The organism is Conyzicola nivalis (genome assembly GCF_014639655.1).
GTDB classification, from domain to species: Bacteria; Actinomycetota; Actinomycetes; order Actinomycetales; family Microbacteriaceae; genus Conyzicola; species Conyzicola nivalis.
Genome location: NZ_BMGB01000001.1, coordinates 762,345 through 780,887 on the forward strand (window position 1 = coordinate 762,345; position 18,543 = coordinate 780,887).

Consider the following 18,543-nt stretch of genomic DNA (forward strand, 5'->3'; position numbering starts at 1 on the left):
CGCACCAGCGCGAACGTAAGCTGATCGGATGTCTGCCCGCCGTCTCTCGCTGCGGGCCGTGCTCGTCATCGCCGTCTTCGCGGTTGCCGCCTACCTGATCAGCGCTACGGGCTCGCCTTCCGGCACCGCACCGCAGCCCACCTCGGCCGGTCCCGTCTCGGCGACAACGGCGCAGTCCCTCGCCGTCTTGGACACCCTCGAGGTGAAGGGACGCGCACCGAAGACCGGTTACGACCGTGACGACAAGTTCGGAACTGCGTGGGTCGACATGGACCAGAACGGCTGCGACACGCGCAACGACGTGCTGGCCCGTGACCTCGTCGTCACCACGATGGCCGACGCGTGTCGCGTGCTCACCGGCACCCTCGCCGACCCGTACACCGGCACGTCGATCGCCTTCGCGCGCGGCGAGAGCACGTCGAGCCTCGTGCAGATCGACCACGTCGTGGCGCTCTCGAACGCCTGGCAGACGGGCGCGCAACAGTTGAATGCCGAACGTCGGTACGAATTCGCGAACGATCCGATCAACCTGCTCGCTGTCGACGGGGCGACGAACAGCTCGAAGGGTGACGGCGACGCGGCGACCTGGTTGCCGCCGAACGCGTCCTTCCGGTGCGCCTACGTGTCGCGCCAGATCACCGTCAAGGCCGCGTACGACCTCTGGGTGACGAGGGCGGAACACGACGCGATGACCAGCGTGCTCGCCGGCTGCCCGTAGCGTTCGACCGGTCCGCTGTGAGGGCGGGCTCTACTGCGGCTCGTTCTGCGACGGCGATCGGAGCTCGTTCTGCACCATCAGGGCGAGACCGCGCAACAGGGCGGCGTCGGCGTCGGAGAACCCGCGGGGCTGCGGGTCGAAGACGCTGAGGGTTCCGACGCGCACGCCGTTGGGGGCCTCGATCGGGTACCCGGCGTAGAAACGGAGGTGCGGTTCGTCGAGCACCAGCGGGTTGTCGGCGAAACGGGGGTCCTTCGTGGCGTCCTCGATCGCGAAGTGCTCGCGTCCCTGGATCGTGATGTCGCAGAGCGTGCTGAACCTCGGCATCTGCTCCTTGTCCACGCCGATGCGGGACTTGAACCAGTGGCGCTCGCGATCGATGAGGGTGATGGCCGCCGACGTGGTGCCGACCAGGTCGCGAGCGGTGCGCGTGATGCGGTCGAACCGCTCCTCCGGCTTCGAGTCGAGGATGTTCAGGGCGTCGAGCGTCGACTGCCTGGCTGCCTCGTCGACGGGGGTCGCCGGAGCGGGTTCGCCCCGCACTCCCGTGTAACGCAGGCGGGCGGAAATGGGCTCGGCGAGCAGTCCGGCCCAGGTCGAATAGGTGGCGGAACTGCGGAACCTGTCGGTCTCGCCGCCGCCGGCGGCATCGAAGGGGAGGTAGGTCACGTGCTCGAACTGGTCGCTCAGCTGGCGGCTGGCGTCGTTGAGCGTTCTGGCGTGCTTGCCGGCGAGCAGGCGGATGAACGCCGGATACCGCATCAGGGCGGGAAGCGGCGGCACCGCGACGATGAAGATCTGCACGTTCGACGACCCCGCCGTGGTGATCTGGTCGATGAGCGCCGTGAGCTCGATGCGCCAGGTCGGCACCGGGGTGAAGGTGAGGGCCTCGATCAGGCCGAGCGCCACCACCACGGCGTCATACCGGGCGACCGGCTGGGCGGAAAGCGCGGCGGGAGCGGTCTCCGAGGTCATCTCGCGGTCGACGACCACGTCGATGTCCAAGGCGCGGTCGATCATCGCCGAGATCTGTCGGCCGAGGTGGCCGGCGAGAGCGAGGTCGTGGGACAGCACGCCGAATCCGATCGAGGCGCCGCTGCCGAGCAGCAGCATCCGCATCGGGTTGGTGCCCGCAGTGTGCACGGCGTCGGAGTGTTCCGGTCTCGGGATGAGCGCGCGGGACAGGGCTGTCGACGACAACCAGAACTTCACCCCCGGCCTGGCGAGAGCGTGCACGGCGCCGCTCAACACTCGGACTCCTTGCCGGACCGCGAGGGCCGATCGGTGAACGCGCCAGCCGCATCCGAAATCAGTGTAGAGCGCCGTCGCGGCGACGCCGTGTTCTGCCGCGTGCCGATAGGACCCCTACCCGCTGCCGTCGGATTGCTCGGTGTTACGGGGACACTCGGCAGACAGGCCCCGCGCCACCGTGTCGGCGATGAGACCCGCCCAGGCCCGATACGTTTCCGTGCTCCGGTAGCGGCCGAGGTCGGTCGATCGGCCCGGCGCGAACGGTACGAAGGTCACGTGGTCGAACCGGTCGCACACCGAACGGAGACGGTGGTTGAGCGTTCGCGCGTGACGGTCGGTGATCCACCGCACGAAGGAGGGAAAACCAGCGATCGATTCCAGCGGCGGGATGGCGACCATAAAGGCGGGCAGGTGCGGAGTGGCCGGCGAGTTCAAGAAGGCCAGCAACCTGTCGATGTCTGCTTCCCAGCGCTGCACCGAACTCAGGGCGAGTGCCTCGTTGACGCCGATGGTCAGCACGATGCCGTCGTAGGGCTCGAGGTCCGCCCCGCGCAGCGTCTCGATGGCCGAGCCCGCGGTCATCTCACCGTCGGCGATGACCGCGACGTGCGTGGGGCGGCCGGTTGCCAGCGTCGTCTGGCGCCCGAGGTGGCCCGCGAGCGAGAGGTCGTGCGAGAGCACCCCGTACCCGACACTCGCACCGTTGCCGACGAGCAGCACGCGGTCCGAATCGTGCTCGGCGGGCTCGCGGTTGTCGGGTGACGCGGGCCGCGGCAGCAGCGGGTCGGACATCTCCGCGGTGCGTACCCAGAGCCGCACTATCGGGCGGGCCGCGGCGCTGAGCAGCCGGTCAGCAGCGCTGATGCCGTGCGCCCGATGCCCCATCGACTCTCCCTCGACTCAGCCTCAGTCTAAGGAGCTGCCCGGAAACGGCGAAAGCCGACGCGCGTCGGCGCCCGGTCGGTGTGGGCGGCTAGCCTGAAGCCATGTCGTCGCAGCCTCCCATCGCCCGCAAGATCCCCTCCGAACGCATTCACCACGGCGACGTCTTCGTCGACAACTACGAGTGGATGCGCGACAAGCAGAACCCCGAGGTCGTCGCGCACCTCGAAGCGGAGAACGCGTACGCCGACGCCCAGACCGACGACCTCGCTCTTCTCCGCGAGCAGCTGTTCGAGGAGATCAAGAACCGCACGCAGGAGACCGACCTGAGCGTGCCGGTGCGCGAGGGTGGCTGGTGGTACTACACCCGCACCGTGGAGGGAAAGCAGTACGGCATCCACTGCCGCGCGCCCATCGCGGACGCCGACGACTGGACCCCTCCGGCCGTCGACCAGATCACCGGCGAGCAGGTGCTGCTCGACGACAACGTCGAGGCCGAAGGGCTCGAGTTCTACTCGCTCGGCAGTTTCGACGTCACCGGCGACGGGGCGACCCTGCTCTACGCCGTCGACACCGAGGGCGACGAGCGCTACACGTTGCGCCTGCGCGACCTCGCGACCGGCGACAATCTCGCCGACGAGATCGAGGGCACCGCGGGCGGCGCGGTCTTCGACGCCACCGGCCGCTATGTCTTCTACACGACCGTCGACGACGCCTGGCGGCCCGACACCGTCTGGCGCCACGAGATCGGCACCGCGGCCGACTCCGACGTCTCGGTCTTCCACGAACCCGACGAGCGCTATTGGGTGGGCGTGGGGCTGACCCGCAGTCGCCGCTACCTCGAGATCGAGCTCGGCTCGAAGATCACCAGCGAGGCCCTCCTGCTCGATGCCGCAGACCCGACGGGCGAGTTCGCCGTTGTCTGGCCGCGTCGAGAGGGAATCGAATACTCGATCGAGCACGCCGTCATCGACGGTGACGACCGGCTGCTGATCGTGCACAACCACGGTGCGGTCGATTTCCAGGTCACGGATGTCTCGGCCACCGATCCCCAGGGTCCGGCCCGCACGCTGGTGCCCCACCGCGCGGGCACGCGGATCGAGAGCATCGACGCCTTCGCGGGGCACCTGGTTCTCGAATACCGCCTCGAAGCGTTGCCGCGGGTGGCCGTGTTGCGGCTCGACCGGCCCGACGAGGGGTTCGCCGAGATCCCCTTCTCCGAAGAACTCTTCACGGTCGCGGCGGGCGGCAACCCCGACTGGGACCAGCCGGTCGTGCGTCTGCACTACGGCAGCTTCGTCACCCCCGCGACGGTCAACGACTACGACGTGTCATCCGGCGAACTGCGCCTGCTCAAGCAGCAGGCCGTTCTCGGCGGCCACGACCCCGCGCTCTACGTGCAGCGTCGCGATTGGGCCACCGCCTCCGACGGCACGCGCATCCCGATCTCCCTGGTCTACCGCGGCGATCTCGTCACGGGCGACGAGCCTGCTCCCCTGCACCTGTACGGCTACGGCTCCTACGAGCACAGCATCGACGCGGGCTTCGCGATCTCGCGGCTCAGCCTGCTCGACCGCGGCGTGATCTTCGCGGTCGCCCACGTGCGGGGCGGGGGCGAGCTGGGTCGGGACTGGTACGAGAACGGCAAGACCCTCACCAAGCGCAACACCTTCACCGACTTTGTCGCCGTGGCGCAGCACCTCACCGATACCGGCATCACCAGCGCGGACCGGCTGGTCGCGGAGGGCGGAAGCGCGGGCGGCCTGCTGATGGGCGCCGTCGCCAACCTCGCCCCCGACGCCTTCGCGGGCATCCTCGCCGTCGTGCCGTTCGTCGACCCGCTCACGAGCATCCTCGACCCGTCGCTTCCCCTCTCGGTGATCGAGTGGGACGAGTGGGGCGACCCGCTGCACGATGCCGACGTCTACCGACTGATGAAGTCGTACTCCCCCTACGAGAACGTGCGCGAGATGCGCTATCCCCGCATTCTGGCCGTCACGAGCATCAACGACACCCGCGTGCTCTACGTCGAGCCGGCCAAGTGGGTCGCACGGCTACGCGAGGTCGGTGCATCCGTCATTCTGAAGACCGAGATGAGCGCCGGCCACGGCGGGGTGAGCGGCCGATACGAGTCGTGGCGCAAACGCGCCTTCGAGCTCGCCTGGGTGCTCGACGTGCTCGGCCTGCACAACACGCGTCCCTAGTCCGCGGGCGTGGCGCGGGGCGACTCGCCGTTCGCGGTGAAGCGGTTCTGCGGATCGATGGTGTGCAGCACCCGCCCCATGATGCGGTCGAGATCGGCGACGTCCGCGTCGGTGAGCGGCTCGATCACGTTCTGACGCACGGTCCGCACGTGCCCGGGCGCCGTCGCCACGACCTTCTGCCAGCCCGCCTCGGTGAGCGTCGCGTTGGTCGCGCGACGATCCTCGGGGCACGGGTTGCGGTCGACATAGCCCCGTTTCTCCAGACGGGACACCACGTGCGACAGGCGCGGCAGTGTCGAGTTGGTCGCGGAGGCCAGAGAGGTCATGCGCAGCGTACGCTCCGGCGACTCGGAGAGCATCGCCATGGTGAAGTACTCGAAGTGGGTCACGTCGGAATCGTGCTGAAGTTGCGAATCCAGGATGCCAGGGAGCACCTCGACGACGGCGACGAACTTCTTCCACGCGGTGAGCTGTTCGGGGGTGAGCCACCGGGTGTCGTCCATTCCCGAAGTTTAGTGTCTTAGTTGATCCGACAACTAAGCGGGAGAGCGGGCTTGACAGCCTTTTTCGGCCCCGTCATGGCAAGCGCTTCCCACCCCGAAAATAGCGGGACTTTTTCACCTACGACGCGCTGTTACGCTGCTGTTCCTCTATCGAACCCACCGCGTTACAGTGGTCGTCGGGGGATCGATATCGGCGCGGTGCTGGTGGAGTCACTCCATCGACGAAGCCGGAGGCAACAACGTGCGACTCCCACAGCAGATCCTTCTGGAGATCTGCCCGCGGTGCGAGACCGGATACCCGCTTGAAATCGTCTACGGGTTCGCGAGCGCGGAGATGTTCGACTCCGCCCTCGCCGGACACATAGCCCTCGGAGGCTGCACCTTCGACGACGACAGCCCCGCCTACCGTTGCCGACGGGCCGACTGCGAGACAGAGTGGGGCCGCTGGGGCGACTTCCCCGACTAGGAGTCGATCTTCTCGAGCAGGCCCTTCGCCGCCGAGACAATCGATCCGTGGTCGTTCTGCGCCGCGCGCGATTCGACGGCGATCACCGCACAGCGGTGGATCGTGCCGAAGTCCCCGAAGGGAAAGCTGTAGCGCCCCTTCGTCTCGTCTGACGCGGACCTGTCGATCCCGAGGTGCCACTTCGCATACTCGGCGTAGCCGTGCTCGTCGATGAAGTCGTTCTCGTCTTCGGCCTTCGGCGAGTGCCCGCTCCATTCGTCGCGATCGTCGTGGGTCGCCTTCCCCTGGGCAATCAGCTTCTCGGCATGGGCGAGGGCGTCTGTGTTCAGGGTGATCGTCATGACCCCACTGTCGCAGGGCGGTGCAACCGTCGCACGGCCTTGACGGGGCCGACCCCGAGCGTTTACCTCGCGGCGGTACAGATGGCGCATGGAACAAATCACGGATGCCACGTTGCTGCTTGCCGCATCGCCGTGGGTCTACGTCGTCGTGTTTCTGCTCACGGTTCTCGACGCCTTCTTTATAGTCGTCCCGAGCGAGACGGTCGTCGTCGCGCTCGGCGCTCTCGCCCTGTCGACGGGGTCGCCCGACCTGACGATCCTGATCCCCGTCGCCGCTGTCGCCGCAACGATCGGCGACAGCCTGACTTTCTGGCTCGGTCGGGTCGTGGGGCTAGTGCGCTTCGCCTGGATGCGTCGCCCCCGCGTCGCGCGCGTGCTCGGCTGGGCGGCCCGCTCGCTTGATGACCGGGCGGCGGCGGTGCTGCTCACTGCCCGGTTCGTTCCCTTCGGACGAATCGCCGTGAATCTCACGGCGGGCGCCAGCGGGTTCCGCTACTCGCGCTTCCTGGCTCTCACCGCCGTCGCGGGAGTCTGCTGGGCCTCGTACAACGCGCTCGTCGGTGCGCTGTTCGGCGCCTGGTTCGAGGGAAACCCCCTCCTCGCGGTGGCGATGTCGGTCGCCGTGGCGCTCGTGCTCGGAGTTCTCGTCGACAGGGCGGGCGCGCGGCTTAGCACGGCTTGGAATTCGCGGCGTAACTAGCGTTAGGCCTCGCCTTCCGGTCGCGCAGCGGGTAGACAGGTGACCGTAGGCAAACCCGGAGGTCTGATTCAGAGTATGAGCACAACGCTGGAATGTATCGCACAGTGGATCACGCGACAGCGTTGGTATGCGGGCAAGGGGCACGAGCCCCGGCTGCGTATCCTCTCGCACGAATCCGTGCCGTCCGACGATCCCGACGCCCGGGTGAGCGTGCTCCTCGTGATGGACGACGAGGGCAACATCCCCACCCTCTACCAGGTCCCCATCGTCGAACGCTCGTCTGTCCAGCCGGCGCAGCACGCCTACCTCATCGGCCAGAACGACGAAGGCGACTACATCTTCGACGGCCCACACGACGAGGCCTACCCGCGCGCGCTGCTCGCCCTGCTGGCTCCCGACCTCGCGCGTGAGGTCACGGTGACCCGCAGCACGGTGCTCTCCGGCGAGCAGTCGAACACGTCGATCATCTTCGAGATCGACGGCACCCCCTCGATCATCTGCAAGGTGTTCCGCGCCCTGCACCACGGCGACAACCCTGACGTCACGCTGCAGGCCGCGCTCAGCGCCGCCGGCTCGACCGCCGTGCCCCGCTTCGTGGGCGAGATGCACGGCGAATGGGACGACGTGGGTCGCCCCAACGGCCGGGCCTCGGGTCACCTCGCCTTCGCGCAGGAGTTCCTCGCCGGGGCGGAGGACGGCTGGAAGGTCGCGCTGCGTTTCGCCGCCGAGGGCAGTGACTTCACCGAGCTGGCGCGCTCGCTCGGCGAGCAGACGGCTCGCGTGCACTCCGGCCTCGCATCCGTCATGCCCACCACCGAGGCGACCGACGACGCCATCGCGGGATTCGGCGTCTCCTGGGCCCGGCGTCTCCGCCTGGCCATCCAGGAGGTCCCCGCACTCCTCGACAGCCGCGACGATATCGCCGCGGTCTACGAGACGGCTCGCACCGGCACGTGGCCGCTTCTTCAGCGCATCCACGGCGACTTCCACCTCGGTCAGGCGCTGCTCGTCCCCGAGCGCGGCTGGGTGCTCGTCGACTTCGAGGGTGAGCCGCTGCGGCCGATGAACGAGCGGGACAGACCGGATGTCGCGCTCCGCGACGTCGCCGGAATGCTGCGGTCGTTCGACTACGCTGCCGGAGCGACCCCCGGCAACCCCACCGAGTGGGCCGAGGCGTGCCGCGAGGCGTTCACCGCCGGGTACCTCGCCGAGTCGGGAGTCGACATCGAGACCTTCCGGCCCCTGCTCGACGCGTTCGAACTCGACAAGGCGGTCTACGAGGCCATCTACGAGGCACGCAACCGGCCCGACTGGCTCGCGATCCCGTTGCGGGGCATCGAGCACCTCCTCGCGGCGCGCACGGCGCGGCTCGGAGCGTGACGGTCCGCTAGCGGCGAGATCCCCATACGCCGACGCTACGCGCGGGTGCCGTCGCCGACCGTGCACGCCGGTGGCTTGCGCTCCCGCCGTGCACGGTCAGGTACAGTGGCGCTGAGATGTCATTCACTCGTCGCACTTTCCTCATCGGAGCGGGATCCGGCCTTTCCGTGCTGGTTCTCACCGCGTGCGCGGTCGACGCCCAGCCCGAGCCGACGCCCAGCCCGACGCGCACCGCCACCGGAGTCGTGCCGTCGCCCGCGTCGTTTGCTCGCAGTGCGTGGGGGAAGGACTCGTTCGCCCGCGGTGCCGTGAGTTTTATGGCCGTCGGTTCCACGCTCGAACACCGCAGGGCGCTCAGCGTGCCCCTGCTGCGCCGCGTTTTCTTCGCGGGTGAGGCCACGAGCGTAGACGACGCGGGGACAGTGCTCGGAGCACGACTCTCCGGTCGCGCGGCCGCGGCGGCTGTCGCCGAGGTCGGAAACGCCAACGACAGGATCGCCGTGATCGGTGCCGGCGCGGCCGGTGCGGAAGCCGCCAAGCGGCTCACCGAGAACGGTTTCGACGTCGTCGTCATCGAAGCGCGCAAACGCACCGGTGGTCGCATCGACACCGTCTCGGGCGACGCGTGGCCCTTCCCCGTCGAGCTGGGCGCCTGGCGGATCTCCGACGTCGACCTGATCGCCGAGCTCGAGGGTCTCGGAGTCTCCACGGTCGAACTCGGCGCCGCGACCGACAGCTCGGTCTTCCGGTCCACGACGGGCGAGAGCGGCTCCGACGACGTCGGCGCGGTAGCCGTCGAGTCGGCACTCGCCTGGGCAAAACAGCAGGCACGGGATGAATCGCTCAAGACGTCTCTCGAAGAATCGGGCGCCGACGCGGCAGCCGCGGCATCCGACACCGGTGAGCTCTCGGGAGGCGACCTGCTCGGCCAGCACCTCGCGACGCTCGCCACCGTCTACGGGGCCGACGCCTCCGAGCTGTCCAGTTGGTTCACCGGCGACGATGTGGGATCCGCCCGCGTCGTCACGGGCGGACTCCGGTCGGCGATCGACGACTCGCTCGACGGCGTAGAGACCTTCCTCTCGACCACCGTGGTCGGGGTCGCCTACAGCGACGAACGGGTGAGCCTGCGGCTCGGCACGGGAGAGTCGCTCTCGGTCGACCGCGTCGTCGTCACTGTCCCGCTCGGCGTGCTGCAGGACGACGGCATCGACTTCGACCCCCTCCTGCCCTTCGAACACCGCACGGCCATCGCCGCTCTCGGCATGGGCACGATCGACACCGTGTGGCTGCGGTTCGACGAGCCGTTCTGGACCACCGACGCCGTGCTCTGGAATCTCGTCGGCACCGAGGACGAGATCACCACCTGGTACAACCTCGAGCCGATCACCGGCGAACCGGTGCTCGTCGGCGTGGTGGGCGGCGCGGCGGCGGAACGCACCGAGCTGCTCAGCGACGACGAACTGACTACGACTGTTCTACAGACGCTCGCACCGTTCGCGCGCTGACGCGCTCCGCGACCGGTTTCAATCGGGCGAGTGAGATGACGCCCGTGCTCGTCACGGCGAAGGTCAAGAGCGCGATCGACGAGTACGTGACGAACTCGAAGGGGTCGGTCACTTGGTCGGGGTCGAGGAAGAAGTAGGGGTACCAGCCGACGACCGCCCCGCGCACCAGGGTTATGCCACCCCAGATCACGGGATAGCCCACCGTGAGCGTGATCATGCGCCACTGGGAACGTCCGCGGCCGCGTGAGATGATCCACTCGAGCAGTGCGAAGGCCGGCAGCCAGAAGTGCAGCACCTGGTCGCTCCACGGTACCTCGAGCCGGAACCCGCGCTCCCCCGCCTGCTGCACGAGGATCGCGAACACGATCCCGGCCACCAGGATCCAGCTGAGAACGACGGCGTGCAGGTTGGTGAGCCACGGCGGGTCAACCGTCGATTTCAGGGCGACGATGCCGCCGACGACGCAGACGACCATAAAGGCGATGTTGCTCTGGATGGTGAGATAGGCGAAAAAATTGCCGGGCGCGAAGCTCGCGGTGTCGAGTCCCCAGATGTAACGCGCCACTAACGAAACGAGTTCGACGAGCGCGAAAATGAAGCGAGCGGCACCGACGGCGACTCGAGAATTCACCTGGCGCCCTTCACTTGATAAGTCTACGAACCCGGGAGTTGAGCATGAGCACCACAGTGAGCGAGGAAAAGTTCAGCGACGGCACGATCTCGGGCCGGGGCCCGGTCGACGCGCACGGAGTGAAGTCTGGCAGTTGGGAATTCTATTACCGAAGCGGCACGCTCAAGGGCACCGGCGACTTCGTGGCGGGAGAGCAACGGGGACAGTGGAAGACTTATGACGGTGCGGGCGACCTCGCACGCACCACGGACTTTCACTGAACCACTCAGGCCACACACCCGCAGGAGCCCCGATGACCCATTCCTTCGCCACCAGCGTCACAGCCGAGTTGCCCGCCTGGCTCGTCGCCGAACTCGACGACTACACGAGGCCGCTCGAGACGCACGAGCAGCGCATGGCCGTCGTCAACGGTCTGGCCGCCCGCAACTGGCGCGAGGGCAACGGGGGGCCGTTCGCCGCGATCGTCGTCGACCGCGCCACCGACCTCATCGTCTCGGTCGGCGTCAACGTCGTGCTCAGTTCCGGTCTGAGCGCGGGCCACGCCGAGTTCACCGCGCTGTCACTCGCACAGACGCGACTGGGCAACTGGGACCTCGGCGGCACCGCGGAGCAGGACCTGGAACTCGTCGTCAACTGGCGGCCCTGCATCATGTGTTACGGATCGCTCATCTGGTCGGGCGTCAAGCACCTCGTCATCGCCGGCGACGGACCCGAGCTCGAACGGCTCAGCGGATTCGACGAGGGCCCGATCCCCGGCGGCGACTGGAAGCGCGAGCTCGAGGCCCGCGGCATCAGCGTCACGATGGACGTGCTGCGCGACGAGGCCATCGCGGTCTTCGCCGAGTACGGCGAGTCGAACTCGATCGTCTACAACGCTAGGGGAACCGGCTCACGCAACTAGAGTCCGGTCCCTGAGCCTGCGAAGGAGGCCTAGCGGGCTACTTGCCTTCGCGCTCGGCGCGGGCGGCGCGGTTGGCCGCGTCGCTCGCCTCGCGCTCGGCGATGCGCTCCTGCTTGGCGGACCACTCGGCGCGTTCCTTGTCACGCTGCTTGAGACGCGCGTTCTCTTCGCGCACGTCGGCCTGGGTACGGCGCTCCGTGACGAGCCAGCGCGGTGGGGCCGCGAGAAGCTCCTGGATCTGCTCGGTCGTCAGCGCCTCGTCGACTCCCCCGCGGGCAAGGCCGGCGTTGGACACGCCCAGCTTGCCGGCCACGATGGGGCGGGGGTGCGGACCGTGCAGGCGCAGCTGCACGAGCCACTCCGGCGGGTTGGCGAGGAGCTCGTTCAGCTCGGTGCGGGTGACGTCGTTTTTCTGGAAGTCTTCGGGCGCCGCAGGCAGGTAGATGCCGAGCTTCTGCGCGGCCGTCGAGGGCTTCATGGACTGCGGGGAACGCTCGGTACTCATGCCTAGAGCGTAGCCTGAGCTACGACACTTGCCCATTTGGCTCGTTCCACCACCAGCGATCGAAGGGATACCGTGACTCTCACCCTCGCCTTCGTGCCCGGCGTCACGCTCACCAAGTGGACCAGGCTGTGGGAGGAACGCCGCGCCGACGAGGCCCTCGGGTTTCTCGCGACGACCGAGTCGACGCAGGCGGACGCGCTGCTCGACGGGAGCGCGCAGGTGGGGTTCGTGCGGCTGCCGTTGCCCCCGCACGCGGAGCGTGAGCTCAGTGTCATCCGTCTCTACAGCGAAGTCCCCGTCGCGGTGCTGCCCGAGGACCACCCGCTCGCCGACCAGGATTCCGTGACGCTCGCCGACCTCTCCGAGATCACGCTGCACGACAACCAGGGGCCGCTGCGCGACGCCGTCGAACTCGTCGCGGCCGGCGTGGGGGCGCTCGTCGTCCCGCACGCGCTCGCCCGCCAGTATTCGCGTAAAGACGTCGTTTCGCGCGACGTCACCGATGCCGACGAGACCTGGATCGCCGTGGCCTGGCGCACCGAGGGTGAGACCGCCGACATCGAAGAGTTCGTGGGCATCGTGCGCGGACGCTCGGCCAACAGCTCGCGGGGCGGAACCATCGCGCCGCGCAAGGAGAAGGTCGACCCCGACCTGCAAATCGCGAAAGAGAAGCCGGAGAAGAAGCCGGCCGTCAAACCGCGGGGCAAGTACGTGCACCGCTCCACCGCGCGGCCGCAGGGCAAGCGCCGCCGTCAGGGCCGATAGCGTCGGGCTAGAACTCCGCGATACCCATGCCGACGATCACCACGCCGAGGAAGAGCAGCGCGGTAGCGGTGACCGTCGAGATGTTACGCAGCAGCCACTCGCGCAGCCCCTCGAGACCGGTCGTCACCCGGGGTGCCCCCGAGAAGAAAGCGACGACGGGCGCGGCAATGGTCGACGCCGCGAGGGCGACGAAGATTGCCATCACGACCGTCGCGGGTGCCAGCGCGAGCCTCGCCGAGCCGATCACGACACCGGCCGCGAGGGAGATCAGCAGGTTCTTGGGCCGGAACGCCGAGTAGACGAAGCCGACAGCGAGCCCGCGCCAGAGCGTGAGCGAGTCGATGGCGGTGATCCAGCGTGGTACCGGCGGCGACTCCCCCGCCCGGGGCCGCGCGCGCCAGGTGCGCACGGCCAGCACGATGAGCAACAGTCCGAGCAGCATCTCGATCGCGCCGATCAGCACGTTCGGGGTGTGCGGCCGCACGCTCGGTAGCAGCGCGGCGAGCAGCACGAAAAGCGTCGTCATCACCGTGATGCCCGCCACCCAGCCGATCAGGAACCCCACGCTCGTGCCGCGGGCCTTCGGCGAGAGCAGCATGATCGTGGTCGCCATGATCGGCAACGGGCTGATGGCGATGCCGAGGGCCAGCGGAAGCACGTCGCCGATGACCGGTCCCACTTGAGCCTCCCGTCGCTACTTCTGGCCGCGCCGACGGTTCTTACGCGCGGCGTCTTCCGCCTTCATCACCGATTTCGTGCGCGCGAGGTCGCCGATGACGGGGCGCCACCAGCCCGCCTGGGGATCCGAGTCGATCAGAAGCGCGCGCACGATGAGGGTGAGAGGTACGGCCAGAATTGCGCCGACGGGACCGATGACGGTGGCCCAGAAGAGCACCGAGAGGAAGGTGATGGTCTGGCTGAGCGCGACCGCGTTACCCACGACGCGCGGTTGCACCAGCGTCTGCACCACGCCGTTGACCAGCGCGTAGACGATGATCACCGGAATGGCCGTCTGCCAGCCCCCGACGAGGAAGCCGAACACGACGGGCGGGATGATCGCGATGAAGTAGCCGATGTTGGGGATGAAGCTGCCGAGGAACGCGAGCAGCCCCCAGAGGAAGGCGCCGGGGACGCCGAGGATCACCAGGGCGATCGCGTTGAGGGCGCCCTGGGCGATGCCGAGCGCCGCGGTCGCGATCATGTAGCGGCGGATGCCCGCGGCCAGGATCTCGAGCGACGTCACGATCCGCGCGCGGCCGGGTCGCAGGTCGGCGAGGATCGCACCGAGGTAGCTGGAGTCGGCGGCCATCAGGATCAGCGTGGTCAGCACGACGACGAGTGCGACGGTCAGATTCGCGACGTTGCCGAACACCCCGTAGACGAGGTCGAGGATGCGGCCGGGGTCGAAACCGCCCACGATCTCCTGCACTTGGCTCGTGCTGATGCCGAGGTCGGCCAGCCCGGCGCCGATCGTGCGGCCGATCTGCGCGATCTCAGGGGCGAACTGCGGGAGCAGCGTGGCGAACTGGGCCAACGCCACGACGAGGGCGGTGACGAACGCCGCGAGGGTGAGGAACACGGCGAGGGCCACCGTGCCCGTCGCGATCCCGCGCGGGACCCCGCGTTTCTCCAGCCCCGTGCGCAGGGGGTGCGCGCAGATCGTGAGCACGAGGGACAGCACCACCGGGGCGACGATCGACCGCAGCGACGAGAGGCCGTAGGCGACGACGACGGCGCCGGCGAGTCCGAGCAGGATTGCCGTGCCGCGCGGCATGCCGGCCCGGGGCGGCTCGACGGGTACCGGGGGCAGTTCGGGGGCCGTGCGCTTCCACCACATGATGCAGATCAGGATGCTGCCGCCGGCGGGTGTTCGGTTCACCCGGCAGGGGCGAGGCCGCGCGAGGGGTGAGGTCGCCACTCTGGAGTCACGCTCACTACCTAGGGTGCAATCGACGAACGGGGACTGCGGTGAATTGGGACAACTTCTGGGAAGTCATCTGGCTCTTCTTCTGGGGCTTCGTGTTCATCGCCTACCTGATGGCGCTGTTCTCGATCGTCGCGGACCTCTTCAGGGACCACACGCTGAGCGGCGGATGGAAGGCCGTGTGGATCTTCTTCCTGGTCTTCGCACCGTTCATCACCGCGCTGGTGTACCTGGTCGCACGCGGCGGCGGGATGGCCGAGCGCAACCACCGTGCGGAGCAGGACGCCCGGGCGGCCACGGACCACTACATCCGCGACGTCGCGGGCACGAGCCCCGCCGACGAGATCGCCAAGGCCAAGACCCTGCTCGACTCCGGCAGCATCAGCGCCGAAGAGTTCGACCACCTCAAGTCGCGCGCACTGGGTTCGGTGCGCGCCTGACCTCCGGAACAGCCGGCGGCGGGGCGCATCCCGCCTAGGCTGGTCGCGTGACGGATCCCGGCAACTCGCGCTTCAGGCGCCTCGCCGAACTCGGGCTGGCACCCGCGCGTTACGCGCGGGTGCTGCGGGCGTCCGACCGCACTCCCCTGCTGCAGGTCGTCAAGACCGCCGTGGCCGCGAGCCTCGCCTGGATCGTCTGCCTTCTCGTGCTGCCGGGCGACCTGCCGATCTTCGGCACGATCGCCGCGATCCTCGTGGTGCAGCCGAGCATCAACCAGTCGTTCTCGAAGGCGCTCGAACGCACGGTCGGGGTCATCGCCGGCGTCGTGATCGCCTCCCTCGCCGCCGCGTTCTTCGGCGTGGAGAGCTGGCTCATCCTCGCCAGCATTCTCGTGTCGTTGCTCCTGGGCTGGGCGTTCCGGCTCAGCCAGTCGACGACGGCGCAGATCCCGATCAGCGCCCTGCTCGTGCTGACGATCGGCGCGGCCACTCCCGGCTACGCGGTCGAGCGCGTCATCGAGACCGTGCTCGGCGCGGCGATCGCCGTCGTGGTGAACGTCATCGTGGTTCCTCCCGTCCGACTGAGACCGGCGCAGGACGCGATCGCGGCTCTCGGAGCCGAGGTCGCGAATTCGCTGGACGACCTGGCCAGGCTGATCAGGGAGCCGTCAACGGCAAAACAGCGGATGTCGGCCCTCGTGACCGCGCGGCTGCTGCGCCCGATGGAACTGAAGGCGGTCGCCGCCGTGACCGGCGCCGAGGAGAGCCTGCGGTTCAACCCGCGCCGCTCGGTGCACCGCTCGACCCTCGCCACCGACCACCAGCTGCTCGACACGCTCCACGTGCTCGTGCTGCGGGTGCCGGGGATGATCCGTGCGCTCGACGACCGCTACGACGAGACGATCCACACCGAACCGACAGCCGCGGGGCTCTCCACCGAGGTGGCCCGCGCGGCGCACGACCTGCGGCTCGTGATGCAGCAGGCGGAACCCGAGGAGGCGGCGACCGACGAGGTGCCGACGCTCACCGAGCCGTTCACCGTGCTCGCGCCGAGCGCCGCACACTGGATCCTCATCGGGTCGCTGCTCGAAGACCTGCGCCGGGTGCGCGAGGTGATCGTGGAGGCATCGGACGACCGGACGCCGTGAAACAATCAGGGGTGACCTCGACTCCCGCCCCTTCCGTTACCGCGCCCCTCGGCCTGCTCCTCGACGTCGACGGACCGGTGGCAAGCCCCGTCAGCCGCAGCATCGGCATCCCGAGCATCGTCTCCGACCTCGTCTTGTTGGCCGGAGCGGGTGTGCCGATCGCCTTCATCACCGGCAGGTCCGACGCGTTCATCCGCGACGAGGTGATCACTCCCCTTCTCGCCGCCGGACTGGGCGAGGCGCTCGCCCGCCCGGCAACCAGCATGTTCGGCGTGTTCGAGAAGGGCGCGGTGTGGGCCCCCGTGACCGCCGACGGCCTGGGCGACATCGTGGTCGACGAGGCCGTGGCGCTGCCGAAGGCCGTCGTCGACGAGCTGCGCGAGCTCGTGGCATCCGAATTCTCCGACACCATGTTCTTCGACGAGACCAAGCACGCCATGGTCTCGGTCGAACAGCGCACCGACGTGTCGCGGGAGGTCTACCTGCCGACGCAGGAGCGTTTCAACGACGCGTCGTTCGCCGTTCTCGAGCGCCATGGAATCGGCGTGCGCCTGGGCGACCGCGAGGCCCCGGATGCCGCGGGGCAGGTGCCATTCCGTCTCGACCCGACGATCATCTCGACCGACATCGAATCCGTGCTGCTCGACAAGGACCGGGGCGCCGAGCGCGCCCTCGAGTATTTCGCGGCGAGCGGCCCGCTGCCGACGCTGTGGCGTTCGGTGGGCGACTCGCGCAGTGACTACCTCATGGCCGACCACCTCCACTCCGCCGGGTACGACGTGGCGCACGTGGACGTGCGCCCGCTCGACGGCATTCTCGACCGGCCCTACGACATCATCACCGAGGGCGAGCTGATCCACGACGAGGCGGGCGCCGCGTTCCTCGGCCACTGGGTGACGAAGCTGGGCCTGCGCTAGCGGTTGCCGGCCGAGCGGGGCCGCCCGCCCCGAGCGGCGTCATCCCGTCAGGGGGCGACGCATGCGGTAGTTGGTCAGCACGCTGCCACGCCGCTCGACGCGTTGCTCGGCGACGATCTGGAAGCCGTGGCGTTCGAAGAACGGACGCGCCGTGATGCTGGCGTTCGTGCTGAGTTCGGCGCAGCCGCGAGCGTTCGCGAGGTCGACGATGCGCTGCAAGAGTGCGGATGCCACGCCGGTGCGGGCGGCATCGGGGTCGACGAACATCATGTCGATGTACCCGTCGTCGTCCACGTCGGTGAAGCCGACCGGTTCGCCGTCGCGCTCGGCGACCCAGGTCTCGGCGCTCGCGCGTCGACGCCCCCACGCGTCGAGATCGACATCGCCGGGCGCCCACGACTCGATCTGCTCGGGGTCGTAGTCGCGCGAGGCCGTGCCGCGCACCGCCCGCTGGAAGCAACGCAGGGTCGCCGCCGCGTCAGTCGGCACGTAGCGCCGGAGGTGGAGTTCGTGTTCGGCCATCTCCAGCACCGTACCCTTCCTTGCCGCGGCGGCACGGGATCACAATGGGGTATGGCCAACCACGCCTTCCCACCGTTGCCCGAGGAACCTCCTCGCCAGCCTGAGGTGCCGCTGGGCGTACGGGCCCAGTTGCTCGCCACCGAGCACTGGGGTCTGCTCGCATCGAGGAGCACGGCGCAGAGCGAGGTGCTCACGCGCATCAGCATGTTCCTCACCCTGACCTCGGCGGCGCTGGTCAGCCTCGCGCTCGTCGGGCAGGCCACCGGCTTCTCCGAGTCGTTCACGGTGCTGGCTCTCGTGCTGCTCGGTGTCGTGGTGCTCGTGGGCTTCCTCACCCAGCTCCGCGTCTTCAACGTGGGGATGGAAGACCTGATGTACGTGCTCGCGATGAACCGTCTGCGGGGCGCCTACGCCGAGATCGATCCGTCGATCGCCCGCTACCTCATGGCATCCCGGCACGACGACCTCGCGGGTTCGGTGCGCACCTACTATTTCTTCGGCGGCCGGAGCGATTTCAGCCAGGTCGCCGGCAGCAGCATGGTGTTCATCGGCGCGGTGAATTCGGCGCTGTTCGGGCTGCTCGTCTCCACGGTCGCCGGGGTTCTCGCCGCTCCGACACCGCTGACGGTCACGGTCGGGGCCGTGGGCGGCGTCGTCTGCTTCGTTCTCTCGCTGTGGGCGGGGCAGCGGAAATACCTGGCGGCCTGGGCGTCCTACCGGCCGGAATTCCCGAGTCCCCCCGAGGATCCGCGCCGTCAGACAGGACGAGATGGCCCGGTCGCACGCTCGACAGGATGATTCGGGCCTGACGAGCCGGGGCATCCTGTCGAGCGCGCA

At 68.6% G+C, this 18,543-nt stretch carries 22 protein-coding genes; 13 read left to right on the plus strand and 9 right to left on the minus strand.

The features are described 5' to 3' along the window. Nucleotides 1-28 precede the first annotated feature (28 nt). The gene (locus IEV96_RS03705) at nucleotides 29-718 is read left to right on the plus strand and encodes an HNH endonuclease family protein (protein WP_188509343.1); all 690 of its coding nucleotides are present in this window, start codon (nucleotides 29-31) and stop codon (nucleotides 716-718) included. A gap of 30 nt (nucleotides 719-748) precedes the next feature. Here the strand turns inward: IEV96_RS03705 and IEV96_RS03710 are convergent, their stop codons facing one another. Next, on the minus strand, nucleotides 749-1,969 hold the full coding sequence (locus IEV96_RS03710) for a GAF domain-containing protein (RefSeq protein WP_188509344.1): 1,221 nt from the start codon (nucleotides 1,967-1,969) through the stop codon (nucleotides 749-751). 114 nt (nucleotides 1,970-2,083) lie between these two features. Further along, nucleotides 2,084-2,854 (minus strand): SGNH/GDSL hydrolase family protein, encoded by a 771-nt coding sequence (locus IEV96_RS03715; protein ID WP_188509345.1) that lies wholly within the window; start codon nucleotides 2,852-2,854, stop codon nucleotides 2,084-2,086. Between the two features lie 101 nt (nucleotides 2,855-2,955). Here IEV96_RS03715 and IEV96_RS03720 point away from each other — a divergent pair, with 101 nt between their 5' ends. Beyond that, nucleotides 2,956-5,055 (plus strand): S9 family peptidase, encoded by a 2,100-nt coding sequence (locus IEV96_RS03720; protein ID WP_188509346.1) that lies wholly within the window; start codon nucleotides 2,956-2,958, stop codon nucleotides 5,053-5,055. On the opposite strand, the gene IEV96_RS03725 is transcribed toward IEV96_RS03720, so the two are convergent. Further along, on the minus strand, nucleotides 5,052-5,558 hold the full coding sequence (locus IEV96_RS03725) for a MarR family winged helix-turn-helix transcriptional regulator (protein WP_188509347.1): 507 nt from the start codon (nucleotides 5,556-5,558) through the stop codon (nucleotides 5,052-5,054). The two genes, IEV96_RS03720 and IEV96_RS03725, sit on opposite strands and share 4 nt — an antisense overlap. Before the next feature lie 241 nt (nucleotides 5,559-5,799). On the opposite strand from IEV96_RS03725, the gene IEV96_RS03730 reads away from it, so the two are divergent. Beyond that, nucleotides 5,800-6,024, plus strand: coding sequence for a hypothetical protein (locus tag IEV96_RS03730; protein WP_229733027.1), 225 nt, complete (start codon nucleotides 5,800-5,802; stop codon nucleotides 6,022-6,024). Here IEV96_RS03730 and IEV96_RS03735 read toward each other — a convergent pair. Further along, on the minus strand, nucleotides 6,021-6,365 hold the full coding sequence (locus IEV96_RS03735; RefSeq protein WP_188509348.1) for a hypothetical protein: 345 nt from the start codon (nucleotides 6,363-6,365) through the stop codon (nucleotides 6,021-6,023). The two genes, IEV96_RS03730 and IEV96_RS03735, sit on opposite strands and share 4 nt — an antisense overlap. Nucleotides 6,366-6,453: 88 nt before the next feature. Between IEV96_RS03735 and IEV96_RS03740 the strand changes: the two genes are divergently transcribed. From IEV96_RS03740 to IEV96_RS03750, 3 genes are all read left to right on the plus strand, one after another. After that, nucleotides 6,454-7,065, plus strand: coding sequence for a DedA family protein (locus tag IEV96_RS03740; protein ID WP_188509349.1), 612 nt, complete (start codon nucleotides 6,454-6,456; stop codon nucleotides 7,063-7,065). A 75-nt stretch (nucleotides 7,066-7,140) separates the two neighbouring features. Then, nucleotides 7,141-8,445 carry a maltokinase N-terminal cap-like domain-containing protein gene (locus IEV96_RS03745; protein WP_188509350.1) on the plus strand — a complete coding sequence of 435 codons (1,305 nt, stop codon included), beginning with the start codon at nucleotides 7,141-7,143 and terminating at the stop codon, nucleotides 8,443-8,445. A 116-nt stretch (nucleotides 8,446-8,561) separates the two neighbouring features. Continuing rightward, complete coding sequence (locus IEV96_RS03750) at nucleotides 8,562-9,953, plus strand: flavin monoamine oxidase family protein (RefSeq protein WP_188509351.1); 1,392 nt, start codon at nucleotides 8,562-8,564, stop codon at nucleotides 9,951-9,953. Here IEV96_RS03750 and IEV96_RS03755 read toward each other — a convergent pair. Continuing rightward, on the minus strand, nucleotides 9,913-10,584 hold the full coding sequence (locus tag IEV96_RS03755) for a Pr6Pr family membrane protein (protein ID WP_188509352.1): 672 nt from the start codon (nucleotides 10,582-10,584) through the stop codon (nucleotides 9,913-9,915). The two genes, IEV96_RS03750 and IEV96_RS03755, sit on opposite strands and share 41 nt — an antisense overlap. A gap of 44 nt (nucleotides 10,585-10,628) precedes the next feature. Here IEV96_RS03755 and IEV96_RS03760 point away from each other — a divergent pair, with 44 nt between their 5' ends. Next, nucleotides 10,629-10,844 (plus strand): toxin-antitoxin system YwqK family antitoxin, encoded by a 216-nt coding sequence (locus tag IEV96_RS03760; RefSeq protein ID WP_188509353.1) that lies wholly within the window; start codon nucleotides 10,629-10,631, stop codon nucleotides 10,842-10,844. A gap of 32 nt (nucleotides 10,845-10,876) precedes the next feature. Next, nucleotides 10,877-11,485, plus strand: a complete 609-nt coding sequence (locus IEV96_RS03765) for a nucleoside deaminase (RefSeq protein WP_188509354.1) — start codon at nucleotides 10,877-10,879, stop codon at nucleotides 11,483-11,485. A 37-nt stretch (nucleotides 11,486-11,522) separates the two neighbouring features. Here the strand turns inward: IEV96_RS03765 and IEV96_RS03770 are convergent, their stop codons facing one another. Then, nucleotides 11,523-11,990, minus strand: coding sequence for a DUF5997 family protein (locus IEV96_RS03770; RefSeq protein WP_188509355.1), 468 nt, complete (start codon nucleotides 11,988-11,990; stop codon nucleotides 11,523-11,525). A 72-nt stretch (nucleotides 11,991-12,062) separates the two neighbouring features. Between IEV96_RS03770 and IEV96_RS03775 the strand changes: the two genes are divergently transcribed. Then, entirely contained in the window at nucleotides 12,063-12,755 is a 693-nt protein-coding gene (locus tag IEV96_RS03775; RefSeq protein ID WP_188509356.1) for a LysR family substrate-binding domain-containing protein, read from the plus strand. A 7-nt stretch (nucleotides 12,756-12,762) separates the two neighbouring features. On the opposite strand, the gene IEV96_RS03780 is transcribed toward IEV96_RS03775, so the two are convergent. Both IEV96_RS03780 and IEV96_RS03785 read right to left on the minus strand, forming a co-directional pair. Beyond that, a complete protein-coding gene (locus IEV96_RS03780; protein WP_188509357.1) occupies nucleotides 12,763-13,434 on the minus strand; it encodes a GAP family protein in 672 nt (223 codons plus the stop codon). A gap of 15 nt (nucleotides 13,435-13,449) precedes the next feature. Further along, nucleotides 13,450-14,634 (minus strand): AI-2E family transporter, encoded by a 1,185-nt coding sequence (locus IEV96_RS03785; RefSeq protein WP_229733028.1) that lies wholly within the window; start codon nucleotides 14,632-14,634, stop codon nucleotides 13,450-13,452. A gap of 89 nt (nucleotides 14,635-14,723) precedes the next feature. Between IEV96_RS03785 and IEV96_RS03790 the strand changes: the two genes are divergently transcribed. From IEV96_RS03790 to IEV96_RS03800, 3 genes are read left to right on the plus strand one after another with little or no spacing between them, the layout of a single operon-like run. Further along, nucleotides 14,724-15,119 (plus strand): SHOCT domain-containing protein, encoded by a 396-nt coding sequence (locus tag IEV96_RS03790; protein ID WP_229733030.1) that lies wholly within the window; start codon nucleotides 14,724-14,726, stop codon nucleotides 15,117-15,119. Between the two features lie 47 nt (nucleotides 15,120-15,166). Beyond that, nucleotides 15,167-16,267 carry an FUSC family protein gene (locus IEV96_RS03795; protein ID WP_229733032.1) on the plus strand — a complete coding sequence of 367 codons (1,101 nt, stop codon included), beginning with the start codon at nucleotides 15,167-15,169 and terminating at the stop codon, nucleotides 16,265-16,267. 11 nt (nucleotides 16,268-16,278) lie between these two features. Then, nucleotides 16,279-17,184, plus strand: coding sequence for a hypothetical protein (locus IEV96_RS03800; protein WP_188509358.1), 906 nt, complete (start codon nucleotides 16,279-16,281; stop codon nucleotides 17,182-17,184). A 39-nt stretch (nucleotides 17,185-17,223) separates the two neighbouring features. Here the strand turns inward: IEV96_RS03800 and IEV96_RS03805 are convergent, their stop codons facing one another. Further along, nucleotides 17,224-17,706, minus strand: a complete 483-nt coding sequence (locus IEV96_RS03805) for a GNAT family N-acetyltransferase (protein WP_188509359.1) — start codon at nucleotides 17,704-17,706, stop codon at nucleotides 17,224-17,226. A gap of 51 nt (nucleotides 17,707-17,757) precedes the next feature. Between IEV96_RS03805 and IEV96_RS03810 the strand changes: the two genes are divergently transcribed. Next, nucleotides 17,758-18,504: a hypothetical protein gene (locus IEV96_RS03810; protein ID WP_188509360.1), complete on the plus strand. Its 747-nt coding sequence runs from the start codon at nucleotides 17,758-17,760 to the stop codon at nucleotides 18,502-18,504. The last annotated feature ends 39 nt before the right edge of the window (nucleotides 18,505-18,543 follow it).

Coding starts and splice junctions, on each gene's coding strand:
- IEV96_RS03770 (WP_188509355.1), bottom strand. CDS start 11,990: ATGAGTACCGAGCGTTCCCCGCAGTCCATGAAGCCCTCGACGGCCGCG.
- IEV96_RS03720 (WP_188509346.1), top strand. CDS start 2,956: ATGTCGTCGCAGCCTCCCATCGCCCGCAAGATCCCCTCCGAACGCATT.
- IEV96_RS03765 (WP_188509354.1), top strand. CDS start 10,877: ATGACCCATTCCTTCGCCACCAGCGTCACAGCCGAGTTGCCCGCCTGG.
- IEV96_RS03740 (WP_188509349.1), top strand. CDS start 6,454: ATGGAACAAATCACGGATGCCACGTTGCTGCTTGCCGCATCGCCGTGG.
- IEV96_RS03735 (WP_188509348.1), bottom strand. CDS start 6,365: ATGACGATCACCCTGAACACAGACGCCCTCGCCCATGCCGAGAAGCTG.
- IEV96_RS03810 (WP_188509360.1), top strand. CDS start 17,758: ATGGCCAACCACGCCTTCCCACCGTTGCCCGAGGAACCTCCTCGCCAG.
- IEV96_RS03745 (WP_188509350.1), top strand. CDS start 7,141: ATGAGCACAACGCTGGAATGTATCGCACAGTGGATCACGCGACAGCGT.
- IEV96_RS03805 (WP_188509359.1), bottom strand. CDS start 17,706: ATGGCCGAACACGAACTCCACCTCCGGCGCTACGTGCCGACTGACGCG.
- IEV96_RS03760 (WP_188509353.1), top strand. CDS start 10,629: ATGAGCACCACAGTGAGCGAGGAAAAGTTCAGCGACGGCACGATCTCG.
- IEV96_RS03705 (WP_188509343.1), top strand. CDS start 29: ATGTCTGCCCGCCGTCTCTCGCTGCGGGCCGTGCTCGTCATCGCCGTC.
- IEV96_RS03715 (WP_188509345.1), bottom strand. CDS start 2,854: ATGGGGCATCGGGCGCACGGCATCAGCGCTGCTGACCGGCTGCTCAGC.
- IEV96_RS03750 (WP_188509351.1), top strand. CDS start 8,562: ATGTCATTCACTCGTCGCACTTTCCTCATCGGAGCGGGATCCGGCCTT.
- IEV96_RS03725 (WP_188509347.1), bottom strand. CDS start 5,558: ATGGACGACACCCGGTGGCTCACCCCCGAACAGCTCACCGCGTGGAAG.